21 protein-coding genes are annotated in these 23,007 nt (G+C 40.0%); 13 read left to right on the forward strand and 8 right to left on the reverse strand.

The genetic code is table 11. The annotated features are described in order from the left end of the window. Window positions 1-407: 407 nt before the first annotated feature. From DXC23_RS11045 to DXC23_RS11055, 3 genes are all read right to left on the reverse strand, one after another. Complete coding sequence (locus DXC23_RS11045; RefSeq protein ID WP_117706380.1) at window positions 408-1,520, reverse strand: 5-methyltetrahydropteroyltriglutamate--homocysteine S-methyltransferase; 1,113 nt, start codon at window positions 1,518-1,520, stop codon at window positions 408-410. A 123-nt stretch (window positions 1,521-1,643) separates the two neighbouring features. Next, window positions 1,644-2,537 carry a YitT family protein gene (locus DXC23_RS11050; protein WP_117706382.1) on the reverse strand — a complete coding sequence of 298 codons (894 nt, stop codon included), beginning with the start codon at window positions 2,535-2,537 and terminating at the stop codon, window positions 1,644-1,646. 22 nt (window positions 2,538-2,559) lie between these two features. Beyond that, on the reverse strand, window positions 2,560-3,459 hold the full coding sequence (locus tag DXC23_RS11055; RefSeq protein ID WP_117706384.1) for a LysR family transcriptional regulator: 900 nt from the start codon (window positions 3,457-3,459) through the stop codon (window positions 2,560-2,562). 327 nt (window positions 3,460-3,786) lie between these two features. Between DXC23_RS11055 and DXC23_RS11060 the strand changes: the two genes are divergently transcribed. From DXC23_RS11060 to DXC23_RS11075, 4 genes are all read left to right on the forward strand, one after another. After that, the gene (locus DXC23_RS11060; RefSeq protein WP_117706386.1) at window positions 3,787-5,196 is read left to right on the forward strand and encodes a phosphoribosyltransferase family protein; all 1,410 of its coding nucleotides are present in this window, start codon (window positions 3,787-3,789) and stop codon (window positions 5,194-5,196) included. A 214-nt stretch (window positions 5,197-5,410) separates the two neighbouring features. Further along, window positions 5,411-6,154 carry an AzlC family ABC transporter permease gene (locus DXC23_RS11065; protein WP_117706388.1) on the forward strand — a complete coding sequence of 248 codons (744 nt, stop codon included), beginning with the start codon at window positions 5,411-5,413 and terminating at the stop codon, window positions 6,152-6,154. Next, a complete protein-coding gene (locus DXC23_RS11070; RefSeq protein ID WP_117706390.1) occupies window positions 6,144-6,452 on the forward strand; it encodes an AzlD domain-containing protein in 309 nt (102 codons plus the stop codon). Before DXC23_RS11065 ends, DXC23_RS11070 begins: the two co-directional genes overlap by 11 nt. A gap of 282 nt (window positions 6,453-6,734) precedes the next feature. Next, the gene (locus tag DXC23_RS11075) at window positions 6,735-7,760 is read left to right on the forward strand and encodes a branched-chain amino acid aminotransferase (RefSeq protein WP_117706391.1); all 1,026 of its coding nucleotides are present in this window, start codon (window positions 6,735-6,737) and stop codon (window positions 7,758-7,760) included. A gap of 282 nt (window positions 7,761-8,042) precedes the next feature. Here DXC23_RS11075 and DXC23_RS11080 read toward each other — a convergent pair whose 3' ends face one another. The 3 genes from DXC23_RS11080 to DXC23_RS11090 are packed head-to-tail and all read right to left on the reverse strand — an operon-like array spanning window position 8,043 to window position 11,496. Further along, window positions 8,043-8,537: a phosphatase PAP2 family protein gene (locus DXC23_RS11080; RefSeq protein ID WP_117706393.1), complete on the reverse strand. Its 495-nt coding sequence runs from the start codon at window positions 8,535-8,537 to the stop codon at window positions 8,043-8,045. 46 nt (window positions 8,538-8,583) lie between these two features. Then, window positions 8,584-10,416 (reverse strand): asparagine synthase (glutamine-hydrolyzing), encoded by a 1,833-nt coding sequence (asnB, locus tag DXC23_RS11085; protein WP_117706395.1) that lies wholly within the window; start codon window positions 10,414-10,416, stop codon window positions 8,584-8,586. A 12-nt stretch (window positions 10,417-10,428) separates the two neighbouring features. Then, window positions 10,429-11,496, reverse strand: a complete 1,068-nt coding sequence (locus DXC23_RS11090) for a hypothetical protein (protein ID WP_117706397.1) — start codon at window positions 11,494-11,496, stop codon at window positions 10,429-10,431. Window positions 11,497-11,571: 75 nt separating this feature from the next. Between DXC23_RS11090 and DXC23_RS11095 the strand changes: the two genes are divergently transcribed. The 6 genes from DXC23_RS11095 (at window position 11,572) to DXC23_RS11120 (ending at window position 19,139) form a co-directional block, all read left to right on the forward strand. Next, window positions 11,572-11,844 carry a YabP/YqfC family sporulation protein gene (locus DXC23_RS11095; protein WP_117706399.1) on the forward strand — a complete coding sequence of 91 codons (273 nt, stop codon included), beginning with the start codon at window positions 11,572-11,574 and terminating at the stop codon, window positions 11,842-11,844. 14 nt (window positions 11,845-11,858) lie between these two features. After that, on the forward strand, window positions 11,859-13,037 hold the full coding sequence (locus DXC23_RS11100) for a sporulation protein YqfD (RefSeq protein ID WP_117706402.1): 1,179 nt from the start codon (window positions 11,859-11,861) through the stop codon (window positions 13,035-13,037). A gap of 47 nt (window positions 13,038-13,084) precedes the next feature. Then, window positions 13,085-13,858 carry a TIGR00282 family metallophosphoesterase gene (locus DXC23_RS11105; RefSeq protein WP_117706404.1) on the forward strand — a complete coding sequence of 258 codons (774 nt, stop codon included), beginning with the start codon at window positions 13,085-13,087 and terminating at the stop codon, window positions 13,856-13,858. 116 nt (window positions 13,859-13,974) lie between these two features. Beyond that, window positions 13,975-15,618: a DAK2 domain-containing protein gene (locus DXC23_RS11110; protein ID WP_117706406.1), complete on the forward strand. Its 1,644-nt coding sequence runs from the start codon at window positions 13,975-13,977 to the stop codon at window positions 15,616-15,618. 99 nt (window positions 15,619-15,717) lie between these two features. Beyond that, on the forward strand, window positions 15,718-17,763 hold the full coding sequence (gene recG, locus DXC23_RS11115) for an ATP-dependent DNA helicase RecG (protein ID WP_117706408.1): 2,046 nt from the start codon (window positions 15,718-15,720) through the stop codon (window positions 17,761-17,763). A gap of 23 nt (window positions 17,764-17,786) precedes the next feature. After that, window positions 17,787-19,139: a D-alanyl-D-alanine carboxypeptidase family protein gene (locus DXC23_RS11120; protein ID WP_117706409.1), complete on the forward strand. Its 1,353-nt coding sequence runs from the start codon at window positions 17,787-17,789 to the stop codon at window positions 19,137-19,139. Window positions 19,140-19,780: 641 nt separating this feature from the next. Here DXC23_RS11120 and DXC23_RS11125 read toward each other — a convergent pair. Beyond that, window positions 19,781-20,209, reverse strand: coding sequence for a hypothetical protein (locus DXC23_RS11125; RefSeq protein ID WP_117706411.1), 429 nt, complete (start codon window positions 20,207-20,209; stop codon window positions 19,781-19,783). Window positions 20,210-20,305: 96 nt separating this feature from the next. Here DXC23_RS11125 and DXC23_RS11130 point away from each other — a divergent pair, with 96 nt between their 5' ends. Then, the gene (locus DXC23_RS11130; protein WP_117706413.1) at window positions 20,306-21,094 is read left to right on the forward strand and encodes an alpha/beta hydrolase-fold protein; all 789 of its coding nucleotides are present in this window, start codon (window positions 20,306-20,308) and stop codon (window positions 21,092-21,094) included. Window positions 21,095-21,150: 56 nt separating this feature from the next. On the opposite strand, the gene DXC23_RS11135 is transcribed toward DXC23_RS11130, so the two are convergent. Then, window positions 21,151-21,720 (reverse strand): phosphate propanoyltransferase, encoded by a 570-nt coding sequence (locus DXC23_RS11135; RefSeq protein WP_022233983.1) that lies wholly within the window; start codon window positions 21,718-21,720, stop codon window positions 21,151-21,153. 176 nt (window positions 21,721-21,896) lie between these two features. Here DXC23_RS11135 and DXC23_RS11140 point away from each other — a divergent pair, with 176 nt between their 5' ends. Further along, window positions 21,897-22,478 (forward strand): uracil-DNA glycosylase, encoded by a 582-nt coding sequence (locus DXC23_RS11140; RefSeq protein WP_117706415.1) that lies wholly within the window; start codon window positions 21,897-21,899, stop codon window positions 22,476-22,478. Further along, window positions 22,471-22,998 (forward strand): nitroreductase, encoded by a 528-nt coding sequence (locus tag DXC23_RS11145; RefSeq protein WP_117706417.1) that lies wholly within the window; start codon window positions 22,471-22,473, stop codon window positions 22,996-22,998. The genes DXC23_RS11140 and DXC23_RS11145 overlap by 8 nt, the downstream gene beginning before the upstream one ends. Window positions 22,999-23,007 lie beyond the last annotated feature (9 nt).

The following is a 23,007-nucleotide window of genomic DNA, read 5'->3' on the forward strand; positions in this document are numbered from 1 at the left end:
CTAAATAATTTTAAAATTTAGGTCAAGCCTTTTTAAAGGCTTGCGGGTTTGGGCAGCGCCCATAAAAATCTTCCGATATAACAATTCCTCGGGCGCAAACAGCCACGCTGTTTGCGTGATTGTACTTAGTTTGAAAAAACAGGCGACAGCCTTTTATAAAAGAAATTATTAACTTTTCATTATATATAGAATGGCTTTCTTGTTGCTATCGCATTTTTAAAGGCTAACGCCGTTGTGTTCAAGCCGCCAAACAGCAAGCTGTTTGGCTATCGTCAGACTGCATAAACGGAAAGTATTTGTGGGCTTTGCCCACACCCACGACCTTTGAAAAGGTCGACCAAACTTTTATAATTAATTGGCAAATCAATTTGCTAAACCATAATTTATCCCAACTTTTGATAAAGAATTTACTTCCAAACTTCTTCTGCAATTTCTTTTACAAGTGCGAGCTTTGCCCACTGCTGTTCTTCGGTGAGCTTATTGCCGATCTCACAAGACGCAAAGCCGCACTGCGGGCTAAGGTAAAGTCTGTCAAGCGGAATGTACTTGCTTGCCTCGTGTATTCTTTCGATTACTGTCTGCTTATCCTCAAGCTTTGGCGACTTTGTTGTAATAAGACCGAGCACAACCTTTTTATTGCCACTTACATATTTTAAAGGCTCAAAACCGCCCGAACGCTCATCGTCAAATTCAAGATAATAAGCGTCAACATTTTCTCTGCCAAACAGCGGCTCTGCCACAGAGTCATACGCACCGCTTGAAAAATATGCCGAGTGATAGTTTCCTCTGCAAATGTGGGTTGTAATAGTCAAATCATCAGGCTTTCCCTCAATAGCAAGATTGTTTACCTTTAAGAGTTTTTCCTTTATATCGGCAAGGTTGTTTTCTTTGCCATAACGAATTACACTGCCCTCGGCAACAAGAACACCCCATGTGCAGTCATCAAGCTGTATATTTCTGCATCCTGCGTTATACAGGTCATTTATAACCTTTTTATAGCCGTTTGCAATGTCTGCGATAAGCTCGTCATCTGTTGCATAAAATTTTCGTGTGGCGTCTATATTTGCAGGAATAATCATCTGCTGAAAAAACTGAGCAGGTGCAGGAATAGTCTGCTTTGCCACTGCGTTTTCGTCTTCAAGTGCCTTTACAAATTTATAATGTTCAACAAACGGGTGGCTGTCCACAGAAATTTTGCCTGTAAGCCATGTATCGTCAATCAATGCAGGCTCGCCATGAAAAGCAACGCCTTTTTCGGTCTTTTTGTGGGCAACGCCGTTAAATTCCCACATAAAATCGAGATGCCATGTTGCTCTGCGAAATTCTCCGTCTGTAATTACCTTATAGCCAAGCTCCTTTTGCTTTTTAACAAGCTCCGTAATCGCCTTGTCCTCTACGGCTGTAAGCTCTGCCTTTGTAATACTGCCTTTTTCAAAATCCGCTCTTGCTTTTTTAAGATAATCAGGTCTTAAAAAACTTCCTACATAATCAAATCTAAACGGTGCATTTGTTTTACTCATAATATTACCTCCGATTTCTTTTTACATTAGTATAAAGTAATATCAGCTATTTGTAAAATACATAAAAAGTGCAGTTGGCTATAATTTAAAACTATAACCAACCGCACCTGTTTAATTAAAATATCAATTCTTGTCATCTGCATTTGCAGAGTAAACATCGGCTATTTCATTTATGGAGATATAGGCTTTCGGGTCAATATCGTGTACAAGTCTTTTCATTTTATCAACTTGAAAACGGTTTATTACAAAGTAAATCATTGTCTTTTTGGAACCTGAATAGTAACCCTTGGCGTCTATCATAGTAATACCGTTTTCAAATGTTTGCGAAAGTTTCTCACAAACAGCATCTGACTTGGTTGTAATAATAAAAGCGCCTTTTGCACGGTCAAAACCCTCTACAAAGAAATCTATCATTTTAACAGCCACGGCATAAGTTACTATGGAATAGAGCGGCAATATCCAACTGCCTATTACTATGCCGCAAATGATATAGAGAATTACATTGTAAATCATAATGAATGTGCCTATGCTTAAGTGAAGTTTTTTTGCAAACATTACGGCGAGAATATCTATTCCGTCCATAGCGCCGCCAAAGCGCATTGCAAGACCGCTACCGCAGCCTGAGATAACACCGCCGAATATTGCGCATAAAAACAAATCGTTGCCCGCAAGGGGAGATATAAAGCTGACATCTATTGGCAGAATATCTGTGATTATCCATGCCGCAAGAGAGTATATAATTACAGTGTAAATTGCATATATGGTAAACTTTAAACCCTCTCGCTTAAGACCAAGCAAAAACAGAGGAATGTTTAGCAAAATAAGTATTAATGACAAGCTGCACCACGCAGGAGTCTGCTGAGAAATAAGCATTGAAGTACCCGAAATTCCGCTGTCGTAGAGCTTTACAGGAGCAAGAAATACAACTACTCCAAAGGCATTTATACTGCCTGCAAGCGTTAAGAACAGGAAATTTGCTATTTTTAATTCTTTAAATGTACTGATAAAATTTTTCATTTATGCCTCCTTGTATGTAATGTCACTTAATATATTTGTTTAAGTGATTTAAGAATTTTTTGCAAAGCGGACTCAAATTTAATTTTTTGTGACAAATGTATCCGATACGCATATCTCCTTCCTTGCTTAATGGTATTGAAATAATATCTGAGCCGTTAAGACCGCTGTCAATTACACCACTGCAAACGGTGTAGCCGTTAAGTCCTATCAGCAGATTAAAAAGCGTTGCCCTGTCGGTTACACGAATATTCTTTTTGCGCTCAACAGTGCTGAAAATTTCCTCGGAATAGTAGAACGAATTGTGCTCTCCCTGTTCAAATGACAAGTATGGGTAGTCTGCAAGTTCCTCCATAGTTACCGAGCTTTTATTTGCAAGCGGATGCTCCGCCGTTACAAAAATATGCGGCTTTGCCACAAAAAGCTCATTAAAGCACAATCCTTTTGATTTAATGATTTTCATAAGTGCGGACTCGTTGAAAGAATTAAGATAAATTATGCCGATTTCACTTTTCATTGCAGAAACATTGTCTATTATTTCATAGGTTTGAGTTTCTCTTATAGAAAAATCATATTCGTTTTGCGGTAGTTCCTTTATCAAATCCACAAAAGCATTCACCACAAAGGCGTAATGCTGAGTAGAAACAGAAAAGCGTTGCTTATCATACGGCGAGGTTTTATAAGCACTTTCAAGCAGGTTGGCTTGTTCAATCACCTGTCTTGCATAGCCTAAAAATTGTTCTCCCTCGTTAGATACAGCAACGCCTTTGTTGGTTCTGTTAAATATTGTGATGTTCATTTCTTTTTCAAGTTCACGAATTGCATTGGTAAGGCTCGGCTGAGAAACAAAAAGCTCCTTTGCCGCCTCGCTTATAGTACCCTTTTGTGCAACCGTTATTACATATCGCAGTTGTTGCAAAGTCATATTGTTATTTCCTTATATAAATTTAATCTTTACTTTTTTGGTAAGAATTTATTACATTATAGCATAAAAAACAGTTTCTGTAAATCACCTGAGTAAAAATAATTATATTTTTTTGCTTGCGTACTTGATATTAATAAATAAATAAGCAAAAAAGTATATAAATATAATTTGATATAATTAAATATCGGATATAGTCAATTTACAAATGGGAATAATGTAAAAAATTTAAACTTTTGTATAGACAACTGTAAGAAATCATAATATAATTAATATTACTGCTGTAATATAATTCTTGTTCGGCAAACAATATAATAAAGGAGAAAAAATATGGGCGGATATATGGGAGTAGCAGCCAAAGAGGACTGCGTTTTTGATTTGTATTTTGGTATTGACTATCACTCACACCTCGGCACAAGAAGAGGCGGTATGGTAGTTTATGATGACGAAAAGGGATTTGACAGGTCTATTCATAACATTGAAAATGCACCTTTCAGAACTAAGTTTGATAAAGATATGCAGAGTATGAAGGGCAGACTTGGCATCGGCTGTATTTCCGACTATGAGCCTCAGCCGCTTATGGTTCGCTCGCACCATGGTACATATTCTATCACAACTGTAAGTAAGATAAATAATACCGATGAGCTTGTAAAGGAGATTTTCTCAAACGGAAATTCTCACTTTCTTGAGATGAGCGGCGGCGAAATCAATCCGACCGAGCTTGTTGCCACACTCATAAATCAGAAAGAAAACCTTATTGACGGCATTAATTATGCGCTCGAAAAGGTAGACGGCTCACTTTCACTTTTGCTTATGAATCCAAACGGCATTTACTGCGCAAGAGATAAGTACGGCAGAACTCCTATTGCTATCGGCAAGAAAGAGGACGCTTTCTGTGCCGCTTTTGAGAGCTTTTCATATAAAAACCTCGGTTACAGCAATTACAAAGAGCTTGGCCCTGGTGAGATTGTTGTTATTACAGATAAAAACTGCGTTACCTTAAAACAGCCCGGAAATGATATGAAAATATGCACATTCCTTTGGGTTTACTACGGCTACCCTGCAAGCTCATACGAGGGAATGAGCGTTGAGCAGATGCGTTACCTCTGCGGTGCAAAAATGGCAAAGAGAGATAATGTAAAGCCTGATGTTGTTGCAGGTGTTCCTGATTCGGGTATTGCACACGCAGTCGGATATGCTAATGAGTCGGGTATTCCCTTCTCAAGACCGTTTATTAAATACACACCAACATGGCCGAGATCCTTTATGCCTACAATTCAGAGCCAGCGTAATCTTATTGCAAAAATGAAGCTGCTTGCTGTTGAGGATTTAATCAGAGGAAAAAGCCTGCTTTTGATTGACGATTCAATCGTGCGTGGCACTCAGCTCAGAGAAACAACAGAGTATCTTTTTGAAAGCGGTGCAAAGGAAGTGCACATCAGACCCGCTTGTCCTCCGCTTGTGTACGGCTGTAAGTACCTTAACTTCTCACGCTCGTCATCTGAAATGGATCTTATTACAAGACGAGTTATTGAAAGACTTGAAAACGGCAATGTTACCGATGAAGTTTTAAAGGAATACACAAATCCCGATTCTGAGAAGTACGAAAAAATGGTTGACGAAATCTGCAAGGAGCTCAAGTTTACTTCACTTCGATTTAACCGCCTTGACGATATGCTTGATTCCTGCGGTATTGATAAATGCAAACTTTGCACATACTGCTGGAACGGTGAGGAATAATTTATATTTTTATCAAAAGGGCAGTATTTACTGCCTTTTTGTTGTTTAAACGATATGGTTATGAATATTTAGAATATTTAGAAAATTTTAATAAATGACAGTTTAATTTAATTCTTGCATATGTTATAATAATCAGTGCTGTTTATTATAACAAAAGTAAAAACAGTCTTTTATGTGACAGATTGTTTTTGTATTAAAAGTTACGGAGTTAAAAATGGGTAGGAATAATTTAATAAAATCTAACCGTAAGGTTATAAAAGAGGGTATCCGAGATGGTATTCCGATAGGACTCGGCTATCTTGCGGTATCATTTTCGCTTGGCATTGCGGCAAAAAACGCAGGTCTTAATTTTTTCCAGAGCTTTTTGGCGAGCTTGCTTTGCAATGCCTCGGCGGGTGAGTATTCAGGCTTTACCGTAATTGCGGCAGACGCTACATATTTTGAAATGGCAGTGGTAACTCTCATTGCAAATGCAAGGTATTTGCTTATGAGTTGTGCTCTCAGTCAAAGAATGAAAAGCTCAACCTCGCTCATTCACCGACTGCTGCTTGGTTTTTATATAACCGATGAATTTTTCGGAATTACAATTTCCCGAAAGGGGAGTGTGAATCCGTACTATACCTATGGTGCAATCCTCTTTGCAGGGCCATGCTGGGCGGTTGGTACGGCGCTCGGCACGATAGCGGGCAATGTTTTGCCGCTCAGGGTTGTAAGCGCTTTAAGCGTGGCATTGTTCGGAATGTTTCTTGCCATTATTGTGCCGCCCACCAAGGGCAACAAACCTCTTATGGGCATTGTAATAGTCAGCTTTATATTAAGCCTTGCCTTTGCGTATCTGCCTGTAATAAGTGAAATTTCCGAGGGCACAAGGACTATTATTCTTACTGTTGTTATATCTGCCGTTGCAGCCTTGCTGTTCCCTGTAAAGGATGAGGAGGGAAACGAAAATGTCGCATAATCCGTATATTTATATTTTGATAATGGCAGGCGTTACCTTCGCAATCAGAGTTCTGCCGCTTACTCTTGTAAAAAAGCAGTTCACAAATCAGTTTGTAAAATCGTTTCTCTACTATGTGCCGTATGTAACACTTTCGGTTATGACCTTTCCTGCAATTATCAATGCTACCCAAAGTCCCATAGCAGGCGCAATAGCCTTTGCCGCAGGTCTTGTGGCGGCGTGGTTTGACGCAGGTTTGTTTAAAGTATCGGTAATCTGTTGCGTGCTTGTTTTTGTGTGTGAATTTATAATCTGTTAAAAGTAAAATGAAGGTTTGAGTTTTGTAAATTGCATTTTGGCAAAAAATGTAAACAGGCTCAAGCCTTTTTGCTTTATACTTAATAGGTGAAAACAGGGTGATTTTATTGAAATTTACCACTTTAATTCGATAAAGGAATTGTGAAATTGCAATCTGTAAAAATTGGTACAAAATATACCTTTATACACTAATAATCCTACTTTAATTGTTGACAAATTACGATAATAAGTATAATATATACTTATAACAGATTTTGCCTACATTGAAAGGAAGTAATATATCATGGGAAAGCAGAATATTGATTGGGCAAATATCGGCTTTGGCTATATGCCTACCGGTGAAAGATTTGTAGCAAATTACAAAGACGGCAAGTGGGACGAAGGTGCAATGACAACTGACGCAACAATCACAATGAGTGAGTGCGCAGGTGTTTTGCAGTATGCTCAGACTTGCTTTGAAGGCTTAAAGGCTTATACAACTCAGGACGGAAAAATCGTAGTTTTCAGACCTGACCTTAATGCAGCAAGAATGCAGGATTCATGCAAAAGACTTGAAATGCCTGTTCTTCCTGAAAATATGTTTGTTGACGCAGTTTGCAAGGTTGTAAAGGCTAACGCAGACTATGTACCTCCATACGGCTCAGGTGCAACACTTTATCTCCGTCCGTATATGTTCGGTATCGGCCCTGTTATCGGTGTTAAGCCATCAACAGAGTATCAGTTCAGACTTTTCGCAACTCCTGTCGGCCCATACTTCAAGGGCGGCGCAAAGCCAATTACAATCAAGGTTTCTGACTTTGACAGAGCCGCACCACACGGTACAGGTCACATCAAAGCAGGTCTTAACTATGCAATGAGCTTGCACGCAATCGTTACAGCTCACGAAGAAGGCTTTGCTGAGAATATGTATCTTGATGCCGCTACCCGTACAAAGGTAGAGGAAACAGGCGGTGCAAACTTTATCTTCGTTACAAAAGACGGTAAGGTTGTTACTCCAAAGTCAAACAGTATTCTTCCTTCAATTACTCGCCGTTCTCTTATGTATGTTGCAAAAGAGTATCTCGGTCTTGAGGTAGAGGAGAGAGAAGTTTACTTTGACGAGGTTAAAGATTTTGCAGAGTGCGGTCTTTGCGGTACAGCAGCAGTTATCTCACCTGTTGGCAAAATTAACGACCACGGCAAGGAAATTTGTTTCCCAAGCGGTATGGAAGAAATGGGCCCTGTTACAAAGAAGCTCTATGAAACACTTACAGGTATTCAGATGGGCAGAATTGAAGCTCCAAAGGGTTGGATTAAGGTAATTGAATAATTACACATAACTTATAAAATTTGTGCCTGAGTATTATTGCTCAGCCCCTTTTTGTTGTATATTGGGTTATATTCTAAATGTTGGGGTGAAATTCAGAATAATGGTTTAGCGTAAAAAGTTTAGTTTTATAAATTTTACATTGGGGACGGAAACATTTTCTTTTGCCGTACTTTGTTGCCCGACCGAAAGTTGGCTAAACTGCAATTCCCCCACTATTACAAAAGAATTGAATATTATCATAAATAAAAACAGTCCTCAATTTATTTTGAGGACTGTTTAACTTTAAATTATAAAAAATGATAAATAGCCGTAAAGCAGTGAGATTGCCATTCCTGCGAGCACATCACTTATAAAATGCACTCCCGATAGCACCCTTGAAACCATAATAAAAAAGCTGATTATAAGATAAGCAATTCCGAGAGGGATACTTACATACATAAAAGCCATTGCAATTATAAAGGCGCAGGCTGTGTGTCGGCTCGGCATACTTTCTCCGCTTTTGTCTTTGCCAAATACAGACGGTGTGGCAAATTTTTCGTACGGTCTTGCCCTGTTAAATATTTTTCTGAATACGGTTATTATCGCAAATACCGTCATTGGCGACAAAGTGATTCTTGCAAAAATTTTTGCGTCTGAAAAAAGCATAAAAACCGCAAGCACACCGTACGATAAAAACATTACAAATGGCAGAAAGTTGTAGCAGAATTTTAATATTGCATTACACAACTTATTTCTTTTAAAGAAACTAACCATATTAATATACATTTCCGCACTCACAACAATCACCCAGTTTTAACATTCTTATGCTATTTTAACACAATATTTACACTATTTCAACATTGTATTTTTCAAACCAATAGTCAAGCTCAATAATATATGCGAGTATCTGCGGTGCTTTCATAAGCTGACCGTACCATGGTGTGGTTATGCTGTCGGGATTTTCCGCTATTTTCATTATGCTGTCTTTGTTGAGCATTTCGGTGAGAATATTTTTCTTTTGCAGAATATTCTTAACTCTTTCTTTACAAATATCAAAGTAAATCGGATTATGCGTTTTTGGATAAGGACTTTTCTTTCTCCAGCATATTTCATCGGGCAAAATATCTTCAAAGGCTTTGCGCACAATTCCTTTTTCTCGGTTATTGTAGGCTTTGATTTCCCAAGGCATATTGTACGCATATTCCGCAAGCCTGTAATCGCAGAACGGCACACGCACCTCAAGTCCGTTATACATAGAGCAACGGTCTTTTCGCTCAAGCAGGCATTGCATAAACCAGTAAAAATTGAGATAAAACATTTCTCTCATTCTTGCGTCAATTTTTGAATCGCTTTTCAACTTTGGAGCAAGATTAATTGTGTCGAGATACTTTTGCCGTACATATTCTGCACCCTTTGGCAAAACTCCTTCTTTTAATATTGATGAGCGGACATCCTGACTTTTTGACCACGGAAAATTATCTTCAAATAGAATTTCTTTATTGTGGTACCACGGATAACCGCCGAAAAGCTCGTCGGCACATTCGCCCGACAATGCAACGGTATAGTCCTTTTTTATTTCTCCGCAAAACAGCAAAAGCGAGGAATCTACATCAACATACCCCGGCAAATCCCTTGCGATTACGCTGTCATACAGTGCATCTGCAACCGCCTTATTGTCAAGTATAATTTCTCTGTGCCGACTGTCGGCATTGCGTGACATAAGCGATATATATTCAAAATCCGCATTCGGCTGAAACAGGCTTTTTTGAAAATATTTCTCATTGTCACGATATTCAACCGAGTAGGTGTTGATTTTGCCGAGCTTATTTTCCTTGTAGTATTGCGAGGCGGTTTTTACTATGATACTGCTGTCAAGACCGCCCGAAAGGAAAAAGCAAAGCGGCATATCGCTCACCAGCTGACGATTTATAGCATCTGTCAGCAAGTACCTTGTTTTTTCTATACTCTGCTCAACTGTGTCTGTGTGTTCCTTTGCCTGTATGGAAAAGTAAATTTTCTTTGTCAGCTTTTTATCTTTATAATAAGCCATTTCCCCCGGCTTTAATTCCTTAACCCCCTTAAACACTCCGCACGATGGTGTTCGGGCAGGTCCTAAAAAGAAAATTTCGTAAAGTCCGTTTTCGTCAATTTGAGGTTTTACCGCCTTGCTTGCAAGCAAAGTTTTTATTTCCGAGGCAAACAGAATACCGCCGTCATATTCATAATAAAACAAAGGCTTAACACCGATTTTGTCACGACACAAAAACAGGCTGTTTTCGCTTACATCGTATATCGCAAACGCAAAAATACCGTTGAGCATATCGGCGCATTTTTCCTTGTATTTTATATATGCTTTAAGCACAACCTCTGTGTCGCTGTGACCTCTGAAATGGTAGCCGCTCGCTTTCAAATCTTCTCTTAGCTCGTCAGTGTTGTAAAGCTCGCCGTTATATACAATTATATAGCTTTTTCCTCTGTGCCTTGCCGCCATAGGCTGTTTGCCGTTTTCTTTATCAATTACTACAAGCCGCCTGTGCAGCAGGGCACAGCCTTTGTTAATGTAAAGTCCGTTTTCGTCAGGCCCTCTCTTGCTGAGGGTTTGCGACATTTCGTACAGAACAGGAATCTGCTTGCTCATTTCTGTTTCATTGTCAAACCAACCTGCAATACCACACATGTGAAACCTCCGTCAATTATTTCTGTAATTTTTCAGTAAACATAAAAAGCACACCATAAGTGCCGTAAGCACAATTCCCGACAGAGCAGTTCCGCCGTAAACAGAGCCGCCCGAAACCGTACCCACCGAAAATACGCTTTTGGTATCGTAAAAAATAAGCATACCTATATAAGTAAAAGCCGCCGTTAATATTCCTTGAATTATTCTGTAACAGAAAAATATTATTTTATTTATCTTCAGGTTTCCGAGTACCGAGAAAATCTGAAAATGCACGCATATTCCGCCAAATCCTGCCACAAATGCAACCGCCCATACAGGCAGTTCGGCAGAAACGGCTTTTACTCCTGCGCACACCTCAAAAGTAGCGATAATCATTGCTTTTGCAAAATCATCTGTAATTAATGCGGAAATTATCCCCGTCAATGCCGAAAAAGCTATAACAAACGAGCATATCGAAAACATCCCCTTTGAGGCGTCATATACAGACTCAACAACAGATTTTGTGAAATTCATTTTGATTGTTTTATTTGTCTTTGTGCTTACGGTAATTTTGCCCCTGTTTATTATTCTATTCGCAATGCCTGTAATAAGTACCGATAAAATCTGCGAGCATAGCATAATTGTGCCGATTTTTTTATCGTTGTAAATTGACATTCCTATAAAGCTGATAAGAAATCCCGGCCCTGCGCATACCATAAACACCCCCGCTCTTTTACATTCGTCAATATTGGCAGTACCGCTTTTGTAAACTTCGTTACAGCTTTTTGCACCAATCGGATAACCGCCCGTAACCGACAGCAAAAGTATGGGCGCAAAGCAAGGACTTAGTCCGAATACGGTTTTCGTAATTTTGCCAAATGGTTTGCCTAATAAATCGGCAATACCGCTTTTTACTATAAAAGAAGATACCGCCATAAAGGGAAAAAGCGAGGGAATAAGAACATTCAGGCACATTTCAATTCCCGAAAGCGCACCGTTTGCACATTCTTTTGAAAAAACCAAAAGCATTATACACACTATAATTATTCCGGCTGAAAGCACAACAGCCGCCGGTTTGTGAAAATTTGCCTTTATAAACATAGCAATCACCATTAATATATATGTATCACTCTGCATAAAAATAATAATAAAGCGTTGAATTGGGAGAGATATATTTTGCAGAGAAAAAGCGATAAGCCTAAAAATCAATCGGCAAATTCAATAGCGCTTGACCTTAATTCGGGATTGCCGATACTCGATATGCTCGGCAACAGGCGAATAACTATTGAGGGCTCAACGGGTGTGCTCAGATATGAAAGCGAAAATATCAAGATTAACACAAACAAAATGGTAGTGTCGGTATGTGGCAGAGGTCTTACGGTAAAGTGCATTTCTGCCGTTGATGTGGTTATAGAGGGATTTATAACAGGAATTGATTTTATTACATAAAGCGAGGCGGTAATATGCTGTTAAGGCTTATCAGGTGGAGCAAAGGCTATGTTGATTTTTCGGCATACGGAAAATTTCCCGAACGGTTTATTAATCTTACTACCCGAAACGGAATAAATGTGTGGAATTTAAAGCCTGTTCAAAACGGCTTGACCGCCACAATGCAGGTTTACGATTACAAAAATATACGCAGTATTGCCTCAAAATCAAAACTCAGAATGCGTGTTACAGGCAGGCATGGACTTCCGTTTTACGCACAACGCTACAAGCAAAGGGCAGGACTTCTTATCGGCGCTGTTATCGGTATAGTTTTAATTGCTGTATTGTCAAAATTTATATGGTATATTGACGCACCGCCTACAAAAAGCCTGAGTACCTCGCAGATACTTTCGGCGCTTGAGGAAGATAATGTAAAGGTCGGTTCGTATATCAATTCTATTGATACCGAAAATACAGAGCGAAAGCTGATTTTGAAAAACGAACAGATAGGCTGGATAAGTCTTAATATTATGGGCAGTACAATGAGTGTTAATATTGAGGAAAAAGCACCAAAGCCCGATACTCCCGACTTTAAAACGCCCTGCAACATAAAAGCTAACAATGACGGTGTAATTACAAGCATAAAAACCGCAAGAGGAGAAACCAAGGTGATGAAAGGCAGTGGAGTTGTAAAGGGAGATTTGCTTGTAAGCGGTATAGTTGAAACTAAGCAGGAAACAATAGAATATGTGCACGCAAGTGCAGAAATAATGGCGGATGTAATATATAAAAAGGAATATACCATACCCCAAAGCTATGAGTATTATTCGCTGACCGGCAACCGAACAGACAGATATATGTGCGGTATTCTTAATTTTTACTTTCCCTGTTCGCTTAGTTTTAAGTCATACGATGACAGCGTGTTTGCAAGCCGTAAAGAAAAGCTGAGCTTTAACGGCACAAACATACCGATAGAATTGATTACACAAAGTGAAACAGAGGTAAGCAGAACTGAGGTTAATCTTGACAAAGCGACACTTGATAAAAAAATACTTGCTCAGTCTATGCTATATGAGGTGTTTGAAAAGCCCAAAAGCAGGCTTGTAAGCAGAAAAATTACCACAAAAACAGGCAGTGACAGCATTATTGCGGAAATCAGCTATATTTTTAACGAAAATATTGCACAAACATCAGAATTTAGTGTGACAGATTAAAATATATGTGGTATAATTAACCTATCAGATTATTATAGGGTGGTATTATGCGGATTTTATGTATAGGCGATGTCGTGGGCAGTATCGGTTGTCGCTTTTTGCGTGAAAAATTGCCGACATTAAAAAAAGTAAAGGGTATAGACTTTGTTATGTGCAACGGAGAAAATTCGGCAGACGGCAACGGAATTACGCCGTCATCGGCAAATTATCTTTTGGACAGCGGAGTCAATGTAATTACACTCGGCAACCATTCGTTTAGGCGCAAAGAGGCTTATGACTTTATTGATGAAAATCCGTTTATAGTTCGTCCGGCAAATTTTCCAGATTCAACTACTCCGGGAACGGGTATAAAAAATATTGATACGGGAAGAAAAATCATTACCGTTATTAATATTATGGGCAATACATTTATGGATAATAACCTTGACTGCGCTTTTGCGTGTGCCGACAGTATGTTGAAAAAGGCAGAGAGTAATATTATTATTGCAGACTTTCACGCAGAGGCGACAGGCGAAAAAAGAGCGATGGGATATTACCTTGACGGCAGAGTTTCCGCAATGTTCGGCACGCATACTCATGTGCAGACCTCGGATGCTCAGGTATTGCCAAATGGCAGCGGATATATTACAGATGTGGGTATGACAGGCACAATTCAATCGGTTCTCGGCGTAAAAAGCGAGATTATTATTAATAAATTCCGTACAAAATTGCCTGCAAGGTTTGACCTTGCGGACGGCGACTGCAAAATGGAATGTGTACTTTTTGATATTGATGACAAAACAGGCAAAACTTTGTCGGCAGAGTCATTGAGAATTGAATAAGGTGACTAAAATTATTATTTTACTAAATTTTTGCGATTTTCTCTTGCAAAATTTCGCTCTAAAATATATAATAACTATGTCTATGAATTAATTGTATTATAAAGGATGTGCTCGCAATGTTTAATGGCGAAATCTTAAAAAATGCGATAATTTCCGGTGCGAATAATATAAGCACTCAGAAAAATCAAATCAACGATCTTAACATTTTCCCTGTTCCCGATGGTGATACAGGTACAAATATGTCTATGACAATTATGGCTGCCGCAAAGGCTCTTGCCGATTATGACGGCGATGATGCGGGCGAGGTAGCACAGATTACAGCCTCAGCAATGCTCAGAGGTGCAAGAGGCAACTCAGGTGTTATTACTTCTCTTATTTTCCGTGGCTTTGCTCAGGGATTAAAGGGAATGAAAGAAGTAAACGGCAAAAGTCTTGCCGCAGCTCTCGGTATCGGTGTTGACGCAGCTTACAAGGCTGTTATGAAACCGACAGAGGGTACAATTCTTACAGTAGCTCGTATGGCATACGAGGAGGGCGTAGAGGCGTCAAGAATTAACTCAGACAGCCTTTATGTATGGCAGTGCATTTGCGATAAGGCAAACGAGGCACTCGCTATCACTCCTGAGCTTTTGCCTGTTCTTAAAAAGGCAGGCGTTGTTGACGCAGGCGGCAAGGGACTTTGCGTTATATTTGAGGGTATGCTTTCTTATTTCAAAGACGGTGTAATGGTTGAGTACACTGAGAAAAAGGAAGAGGCTACTGTTGACAATTTTGAGAGTGCAACCGCTGAATTTGACGGTGATATTGAATTTACTTACTGCACAGAATTTATTGTCGGCAGAAATATTGAGGACGCTCCCGATCCTGACGAGCTCAGAGCTTATCTTCAGACTATCGGTGACTGCGTTGTAGTTGTTAATGATGAAGAAATTATAAAGGTTCATGTTCATACAGAGCAGCCGGGTAAGGCGCTTACTAAGGCACTTTTATTCGGTCAGCTTTTAACCGTTAAGGTTGAGAATATGAAGGAGCAGCACAAAAATGCTAAGACTGCCGCTAAGCCAAAGAAAGAAATCTTTGAGCCGGCAGAGCCTGTTGAAGATTTCGGCTTTGTTGCTGTTGCGGCAGGCGAGGGATTAAAGAACCTCTTTAAGGATTTAGGTTGTGCTAATGTTGTATCGGGCGGACAGAGTATGAATCCGAGCACAGATGATATTTATGCCGCAATAATGGCTACACCTGCTAAAAATGTATTGGTGTTCCCTAACAACAAAAATATTATTCTTGCAGCCGAGCAGACTGTACCGATGGTTAAGGACAGAAATGTTGTTATCGTTCCTACAAGAACAATTCCTCAGGGTATGACAGCACTTCTCAACTTTGACTCTGAAATTTCACCCGAAAGCAACGCTCAGCTTATGATGGACGCCGCAACAGGCGTTGGCACAGGTCTTGTAACTTTTGCAGCAAGAAACAGCGAGTTTGGCGGTAAGAAAATCAAAGAGGGCGACATTATCGCTCTTGAAAATGGCAAACTGACTATTACAGAGAAAAATCCTGTTAAGGCAGTTGTTAAGCTCGCTAAGAATATGGTAACTCGTGATACTTCATTCATCACTCTTATTTATGGTAATGAAATCAGCGAGGACGATGCAAATCTTGCATTCAACGAGCTTTCAGATAAGTTCGGTTCACGCACAGACATTACTCTTGTAAAGGGTGATCAGCCGGTTTATTACTTTATCCTCAGTGTAGAATAATTCTGTAAGCGTTTGAACTTGCCCGGTGACTGAGATAAAAGTAGAAAGTGATTTGTAAAGGGCGTGTCATCACGCCCTTTTGTTGTATTCGGTGGTACTATGGCATCTCTGTATAAAATTTCTATTGATAAATTAAACGGAATAGGCAAAAAAAGAGCCGAGCTTTTTAATAAGCTGGGCATTTACAGCATTGGCGATTTACTCAGCTTTTATCCTAAGGGTTACGAGGATTGGAGCAATACCACCAAAATAGAAAGCGTGCAGGACGGTATGAATGTCTGCATAAGGGCGGTTCTCGGAACTCAGATAAGAGATGGTGTATTGCCCGGCGGACGCATAATTTCAAAGGGTATGGTATATGATGATACAGGCACTTTACAGCTTGTGTTTTTCAATAACCGATACATAAGCGCCATGATTCACGCAGGTGAGGAGTATTTTTTTTACGGCAGGGTTACAGGCGGCATTGGCGGTTGGCAAATGATTTCTCCAACCTTTTCTCCTGTCAGCGAGGGAACTAAAATTCACCCTGTATATAAACAGACAGTGGGTCTTAATTCAAAAATTATCGCAAATGCTGTAAAGCAGGCAGTGTCTTATTTGCCCGAAAAGGTAAATGATCCGTTGCCCGAAAGTGTACGCAGTACATTTTCTCTTTGCAATTTAAAATTTGCCATACAAAACATTCACTTTCCCGAAAATTCTGAGGCACTCAGTCAGGCAAGGAAAAGGCTTGTTACGGAGGAGCTTTTGGTGCTTAATCTCGGTATGCGCTCGCTAAAAGAGCAAAGCCGAGGAGAGAGCGGAGCAGATATTACAAAAAGCTATTTTGATGAATTTAAAGAGCTGTTGCCGTTTACCTTGACAAATGCGCAAAGCAGAGTTGTAGGCGAGTGTATCTCGGATCTCACAAAGGGCAGTAAGTCTATGAACAGGCTTGTTCAGGGTGATGTAGGTTCGGGTAAAACAGCGGTTGCCGCCGCAGTTTGCCATACGGTGATACGCAACGGATTTCAGGCGGCTTTTATGGCGCCCACCGACATTCTCGCAAGACAGCATTACAAAACCTTTTCTCAGCTTTTTAAGGATACGGATATTAAAACGGCATTGCTGACAGGCTCAATGAAAGAGTCCGAAAAAAAGGCTGTAAGGGCAGGACTTGAGAGCGGCGAAATTTCTTTTGTAGTCGGCACTCACGCCTTGATAACCGAGAAAACCAATTTTTATAATCTTGGATTAGCCGTAACAGACGAACAGCACCGTTTTGGTGTATCGCAGAGGGCAAAGCTGTTGTCAAAGGGAAGTAATCCGCATTTGCTTGTTATGAGTGCAACCCCGATTCCGAGAACACTCGGACTTGTGATTTTCGGCGACCTTGACATATCAATAATTGATGAGCTGCCGCCGTCAAGAAAGCCTGTAAAAACCTATGCAATAAATACGCTGAAACGCAAAAACTGCTATGAGTTCATAAAGAATGAAATAAAGCAGGGCAGGCAGGCATACATAGTTTGTCCGCTTGTTGAAGAGGGCGAGCTTGAAAATGTTGCCTCGGCAGAGGAATATGCCGCAGAGCTTATGCTAAATGACTTTTCGGATATATCCGTAGGCATAGTGCATGGTCATATGAAATCAGCCGAAAAAGACGAGGTAATGAAAAAATTTGCAAATAACGAAATTTCTTTGCTTGTAGCCACAACGGTAATAGAGGTCGGAGTAGATGTTCCGAACGCAACCGTTATGGCAATAGAAAATGCCGAAAGATTCGGACTTTCTCAGCTCCACCAGCTAAGGGGGCGAGTGGGCAGAGGCAAGTATGATTCGTATTGCTTTTTGATAAGCAATAACCGCAATCTCGAAACTATGCAGAGGCTAAAGGTTATGTGCAGTACAAATGACGGCTTTAAAATTGCCGATGAGGATTTAAAGCTGAGAGGTCCGGGCGACTTTTTCGGTGAGCGACAGCATGGACTTCCGCAAATGGCTATTGCGGATTTTGCAGATACCAAAAGTCTTGAGCTTTCTCAAAAAATAGCCGATTTTATTATTTTTAATTATAAAAATCTATATCACGATGATTTAAGACTGTTGAAAGCAGAGGTTCAGCGCCTTTTCTCTTCAAACGGTCAGAATTATCTGAATTAATATATCAGGGAGTATTTGAGTTTATGAAAAGGAAATTTATCAGGGTATTATCGGTGCTTTGTACATTGGTTGTAATAGCTTGTGCATTTGCGCCAACAGCAGCGGCTGTTTCTTTTACAAACAATGTTGCAACTAAATCGGAGTCTATTTTGCTTGTAAATACGGATACAGGTCAGACTGTTTACGAAAAAGAAGCTGACACTAAGCGCTATCCTGCATCTACAACTAAGATTATGACTTACATAGTTGTTATTGAAAATGTTGACGACATTGAAAACACAAGGGTGACCATCAAAAAGGCAGTTCTCGATAAGCTGAAAGGTACAGGCAGTTCAGTAGCTAATCTTGAGGCTCATATAGGCAAAACAATGTCTGTTAAGGATTTGCTTTACAGTATGATGGTGCCTTCGGGAAATGACGCCGCAATGACGCTTGCCGATTATGTAGGCGGTGGCAGTATTGACAAGTTTGTTGATATGATGAATGAAAAAGCCAAGGAGCTTGGGTTAAAGAATACTCACTTTAAAAATCCTGACGGCTTGCACGATGAAGACCATTACACAACAGCAAGAGATATGTATACAATGGCTGCATACGCTTTAAAGCTGCCACATTTTCAAGAAATTACAAATACCACAGAGTATTACTGCGAGGGTGATGACGAGCCACTTACAACTACAAACTATCTTATTGACGAGTGGCGTGGCGGTGATTATTACTATATGTATGCAAACGGAATAAAGACAGGTACAACAGATCAGGCAGGCAGATGTCTTGTTACTTCTGCCTCGGCTGACGGATATTCCTACCTGCTTGTCCTTTTAAAAGCGCCTTACAAAGAGGGTGTTGATGAAGAATATTACACCTTTACAGATGCGGCAAATCTTTTCCGCTGGGCGCTCACAAGCCTTGAGCTTAATACGGTAGCCTCAACAAAAACTCCTGTTTGCGAGCAAAAGGTAAAGCTTTCGTGGGGTAAAGATTCGGTTTTGCTTGTGCCTGAAAAGAATTTCAGCGCAATAGTGCCGTCTGATTATCAGGAAAAATGGATTACGGTAGAAACAAATGTGCCCGATGAGGTGAATGCTCCGCTTGATACTGATACGGTTGTAGGTACGGCTACTATATATTATCAGGACGACAAAATGACAGAAAAGCAGGAGCTTGCAACAGTAAACCTTGTGCCGAGCGAAAAGGTAGAACTTAGCGGATTCCTTTATGTGCTTGATGTAATCGGTACAATTATGAAATCATATTGGTTCTTGGTTGCCGTTGGTGTTATTGTGGTAATTCTCATAATTTACTACATTACTTCCAAAATCAACCGTAAAAAGGCAAAAGCCGAAAAGAGAGTTAAACATTATCGCAATCTTTAATTTGTAATTAAGCCACCGCTTTTGCGGTGGCTTTTGTAGTGCAGTAAAAGCGAGATTTTTATCAAAAGTTGAGTTGTATTATAGACTTAACTTAGTTTAAGTCGGGCAACAAATCAAAGTGAAAAACATACTTTCCGTCACGAATTTAAGAAGTTTGGTCAACCTTTTCAAAGGTTGTGGGTGTGGGCAAAGCCCACAAAACTTTATGCTATCGCAAATTTTTGAGAGCCAAACGGCTTGCCGTTTGGCGGATTGAACACAATGGCGAAAGCCTTAAAAATGCGATAGCAACAAAGTAAAAGCTACGCTACTAAACTACTAATTTGCCGCTTTTCAAGGGCAAATTAGTCGCACACAAAAACTTTTGTATCCTTTAGAATATTTTTTCTCTACTAATACTAAAAAGCAACTTTCTAACTTTGTGCCACTCATTAGTCTTAACTTTTGTTTTCTACTAAAGTCTTGAATAATCTAAAGTTTAGTTATGCTAATGTGCAATTACAACTGTTTGTTTAAATTTAAAATAAGTTCATTTTTATTATTTTATTGGCTCTGCCCAAACCTGCAACCCTTTAAAAAGGGTTGACCTGAATTTTAAATTTACTAAACTAAACTTTCAGCGCTAAGCCGTAAAACTTCTCCTACAAATAAGACTTTAACTCTCCTATGTTTTCTTCCTCTGTATCAAGCATTTTTTTGGCAAGCATAGTTACCTGCGGATCACTTCCGTCATATTCACGCATATGTCTTGCCATTTTGTTTACGCCCATTGTGTTGCCCTTTATCATCATTTCTGCAATATGTGACGGCGAAGAATCTCGCTTTAAATCCCTGTTTGCGGCATAGCTTGTCATTGCCTTTGTAACAGGGCTCACATGGTGTACCTCCGCTCCACGCCTTTTCAGCATTGTGTTGGCACAATGATACAGTTTGCTGTATTTTATAAGCTGTTCGCACAGCACACCGTCAACTCTGTTGTCTTTTAGCTGTTTTCTCACTGCCGAGATACCGTTGCACCCCATCTCTGCATTTTGTAATACATAGTTGAGCATTTCATTATCGTTAATCACAAAAATCACCTCTGCAAATATTATTATTCAACATTTGGAAAATATACATCTTGCAAGAGGCTTTGATTTGTGGTTTAATATTATTGGTGATATTTTATGATTAATTCAGAATTAAAGACTTTTACACTTCCTTTTCCTAACGAGAGGGGAGAGCGTAAAATTTGGGTATATGTTCCAAGTCATAAAGAGGGCGAAACTTTGCCTGTAATTTATATGACTGACGGACAAAATCTGTTTGACGAAGAAAGTACGGAATACGGAAGTTGGAATGTTATTCCTGCCGTAGAAAAAGAGCAGAAAGATACAGGATTTTCTGCCGTTATTGTCGGCATTGACAACGGCAATGTTTATCGCGACAGCGAGCTTACCCCGAAGTGTATCGGAGAAATTCAGCACAGAGAATATTTCAACGATATTTTCACTCCCGAGGGCGAGGTGTTCGACAGCTTTCTTATGGATACGGTTATTCCGTATGTTGAAAATAATTTTCCTTTAAAGAAAAATAAAGGAAGCGTTGCCGTTTGCGGAAGTTCATCGGGCGGATTGCAGGCTTTTTTTGAGGGAATAGAGCATAGCGACAAATTCAGCTTTGTGGGTGCGCTGTCGCCTGCCTTTGTTGTGTATAAGGAGGACGATTGGAGAGCGTATTTGCTTTCAAAGGTGAATGATGATATGCCGTATATTTATATGTATTGCGGAAATGCCGACCCGCTTGAGGAAATACTTATGCAAAGCACAGAGATGATGTATGACCTTTTGCCTGAAACAGGCTATCCGTACGATAGGTTTAACGAGATTTTACTTTTTGAAAATTCGCATAATGAAAAGGCCTGGAGAGAAATATTCCCTGATTTTCTCCACACATTTCTTGAAAAAGCAAGGTAATAAGGGCAAAAAAACGCTCTGCCAAAAGACAGAGCGTAAATTTTGATATGGAAATATTAAAGAATAACCTCGCCGTCAACAGTGCCGCTAAGACCTGCTGCGTTTGATTCATCGGTATCAATGTGCATTGCAGGAGCGTAGCTTGGGCTTACTCTTACAACAACATCACCGAATGTTGTTGCTCTGCCTGTATTTTCGCCAACCTTAACAGAAACAATCTGCTTGTCGGTTACGCCAAATTCAGCGGCAGCCTCCGGAGTAAGGTGAATGTGTCTTTTAGCAGCGATTACACCGCACTCAATTTCGCACTCGCCAACAGGGCCAACGAGCTTGCAGCCCGGTGTGCCTGCAATATCGCCTGACTCACGAACAGGAGCAGCAATACCGAGCTTTCTTGCATCTGTAAGTGCAACCTCAACCTGAGTAGCACTTCTCTCAGGGCCGAGAATTGACATCATCATTTCACCCTTAGGGCCAACAACCTTAACCTTTTCAGCACAAGCAAACTGACCGGGCTGAGAAAGATCTTTTTTCTTAGTGAGAGTTGCGTCTGCACCAAAAAGTGTTGCGAAAACTTCCTTTGTCACATGAATGTGACGAGCAGAGGTTTCTACCATAATTTTCATATTTTTTACCACCAATCATAAATAAATACAGCCAATGGCTTTGAATATATTTTACTACTAAATTATTGAAATTTCAACACATTTACGATAATGTATTGAAATTTCAGACATATTTCAGCAGAAAAATTTTTGAAACAGATATTTAACTTTTCTGAAAATAAAGGAATGATAAGAAAATGTATAGAACATGGGAAGAATTATATAACGAGTGCAAGGCTTGCCAAAAGTGCGAACTTTGCAAAACACGCACAAATGTAGTTGTGGGTGTGGGCAACCCGAAAGCCGACATTATGTTTATCGGCGAAGGCCCGGGAGAGAACGAGGACTTACAAGGCGAACCTTTTGTGGGCAGAGCAGGCAAGCTGCTCGACAAAATGCTTGCGGCGGTTGACCTTGACAGAAACAAAAATATTTATATTGCCAATATAGTAAAATGCAGACCGCCCAAAAACAGAGATCCAAAGCCTGAGGAGCAGGAGATGTGCATTGATTGGCTGCGCTCGCAGGTAAAGCTCATTAATCCTAAGATTATAGTTTGCCTTGGCAGAATTGCTGCGGCAAAGCTGATTAAGCCTGACATTAAAATTACCAAGGAGCATGGAATGTGGTTTAAAAAGGGCAATTTTGAGATGATGGCTATGCTGCACCCTGCGGCACTTTTAAGAGATCCACGCAAAAAGCCCGAGGCTTTTGACGATTTTTTAAAATTGCGTGACAGACTTGAAGAATTAAACAAAGGAGATAATCAAAATGAATGAATCGGTAAACAAGATGATAACAAGAAGAAGTGTAAGAAAATTCAAATCTGATATGATTCCTAAAGAAGTAATTGACGAAATCGTTACAGCGGGCACATATGCGGCATCGGGCAGAAATATGCAGTCGCCGATTATTATTGCCGTTACAAATAAGGAACTCAGAGATAAAATTTCAAAAGTCAATGCTGAAATTATGGGAAAATCGGGTGACTTTGACCCGTTTTACAACGCACCTGTAATTCTTATAGTCCTTGCAGACAAGAGTGTGCCTACTTATCTTTATGACGGCTCGCTTGTAATGGGCAATCTTATGCTTGCGGCTCACGAGCTTGGTGTTGGCAGCTGTTGGATTCACAGAGCAAAGGAATTTTTTGAGAGAGAAGAGGGCAAAGACTTGCTTAAATCGCTCGGTATTGAGGGCGACTATGAGGGAATTGGTAACTGCGCACTCGGCTATGCTGACGGCGAATATCCTCCAACACATCCACGCAGGGAGAACAGAGTTTTTTACATTGATTAAGGAGTAGTT

The sequence above is a fragment of the Eubacterium sp. OM08-24 genome, assembly GCF_003438075.1.
Classification (GTDB): Bacteria; Bacillota; Clostridia; order Oscillospirales; family Acutalibacteraceae; genus Ruminococcoides.

Excerpts from the sequence above, each read along its gene's own strand:
- DXC23_RS11045 (WP_117706380.1), bottom strand. The coding sequence starts at position 1,520 with ATGAGTAAAACAAATGCACCGTTTAGATTTGATTATGTAGGAAGTTTT.
- DXC23_RS11050 (WP_117706382.1), bottom strand. The coding sequence starts at position 2,537 with ATGAAAAATTTTATCAGTACATTTAAAGAATTAAAAATAGCAAATTTC.
- DXC23_RS11055 (WP_117706384.1), bottom strand. The coding sequence starts at position 3,459 with ATGACTTTGCAACAACTGCGATATGTAATAACGGTTGCACAAAAGGGT.
- DXC23_RS11060 (WP_117706386.1), top strand. The coding sequence starts at position 3,787 with ATGGGCGGATATATGGGAGTAGCAGCCAAAGAGGACTGCGTTTTTGAT.
- DXC23_RS11065 (WP_117706388.1), top strand. The coding sequence starts at position 5,411 with ATGGGTAGGAATAATTTAATAAAATCTAACCGTAAGGTTATAAAAGAG.
- DXC23_RS11070 (WP_117706390.1), top strand. The coding sequence starts at position 6,144 with ATGTCGCATAATCCGTATATTTATATTTTGATAATGGCAGGCGTTACC.
- DXC23_RS11075 (WP_117706391.1), top strand. The coding sequence starts at position 6,735 with ATGGGAAAGCAGAATATTGATTGGGCAAATATCGGCTTTGGCTATATG.
- asnB (WP_117706395.1), bottom strand. The coding sequence starts at position 10,416 with ATGTGTGGTATTGCAGGTTGGTTTGACAATGAAACAGAAATGAGCAAG.
- DXC23_RS11090 (WP_117706397.1), bottom strand. The coding sequence starts at position 11,496 with ATGTTTATAAAGGCAAATTTTCACAAACCGGCGGCTGTTGTGCTTTCA.
- DXC23_RS11100 (WP_117706402.1), top strand. The coding sequence starts at position 11,859 with ATGCTGTTAAGGCTTATCAGGTGGAGCAAAGGCTATGTTGATTTTTCG.
- DXC23_RS11105 (WP_117706404.1), top strand. The coding sequence starts at position 13,085 with ATGCGGATTTTATGTATAGGCGATGTCGTGGGCAGTATCGGTTGTCGC.
- DXC23_RS11110 (WP_117706406.1), top strand. The coding sequence starts at position 13,975 with ATGTTTAATGGCGAAATCTTAAAAAATGCGATAATTTCCGGTGCGAAT.
- recG (WP_117706408.1), top strand. The coding sequence starts at position 15,718 with ATGGCATCTCTGTATAAAATTTCTATTGATAAATTAAACGGAATAGGC.
- DXC23_RS11120 (WP_117706409.1), top strand. The coding sequence starts at position 17,787 with ATGAAAAGGAAATTTATCAGGGTATTATCGGTGCTTTGTACATTGGTT.
- DXC23_RS11130 (WP_117706413.1), top strand. The coding sequence starts at position 20,306 with ATGATTAATTCAGAATTAAAGACTTTTACACTTCCTTTTCCTAACGAG.
- DXC23_RS11135 (WP_022233983.1), bottom strand. The coding sequence starts at position 21,720 with ATGAAAATTATGGTAGAAACCTCTGCTCGTCACATTCATGTGACAAAG.
- DXC23_RS11140 (WP_117706415.1), top strand. The coding sequence starts at position 21,897 with ATGTATAGAACATGGGAAGAATTATATAACGAGTGCAAGGCTTGCCAA.
- DXC23_RS11145 (WP_117706417.1), top strand. The coding sequence starts at position 22,471 with ATGAATGAATCGGTAAACAAGATGATAACAAGAAGAAGTGTAAGAAAA.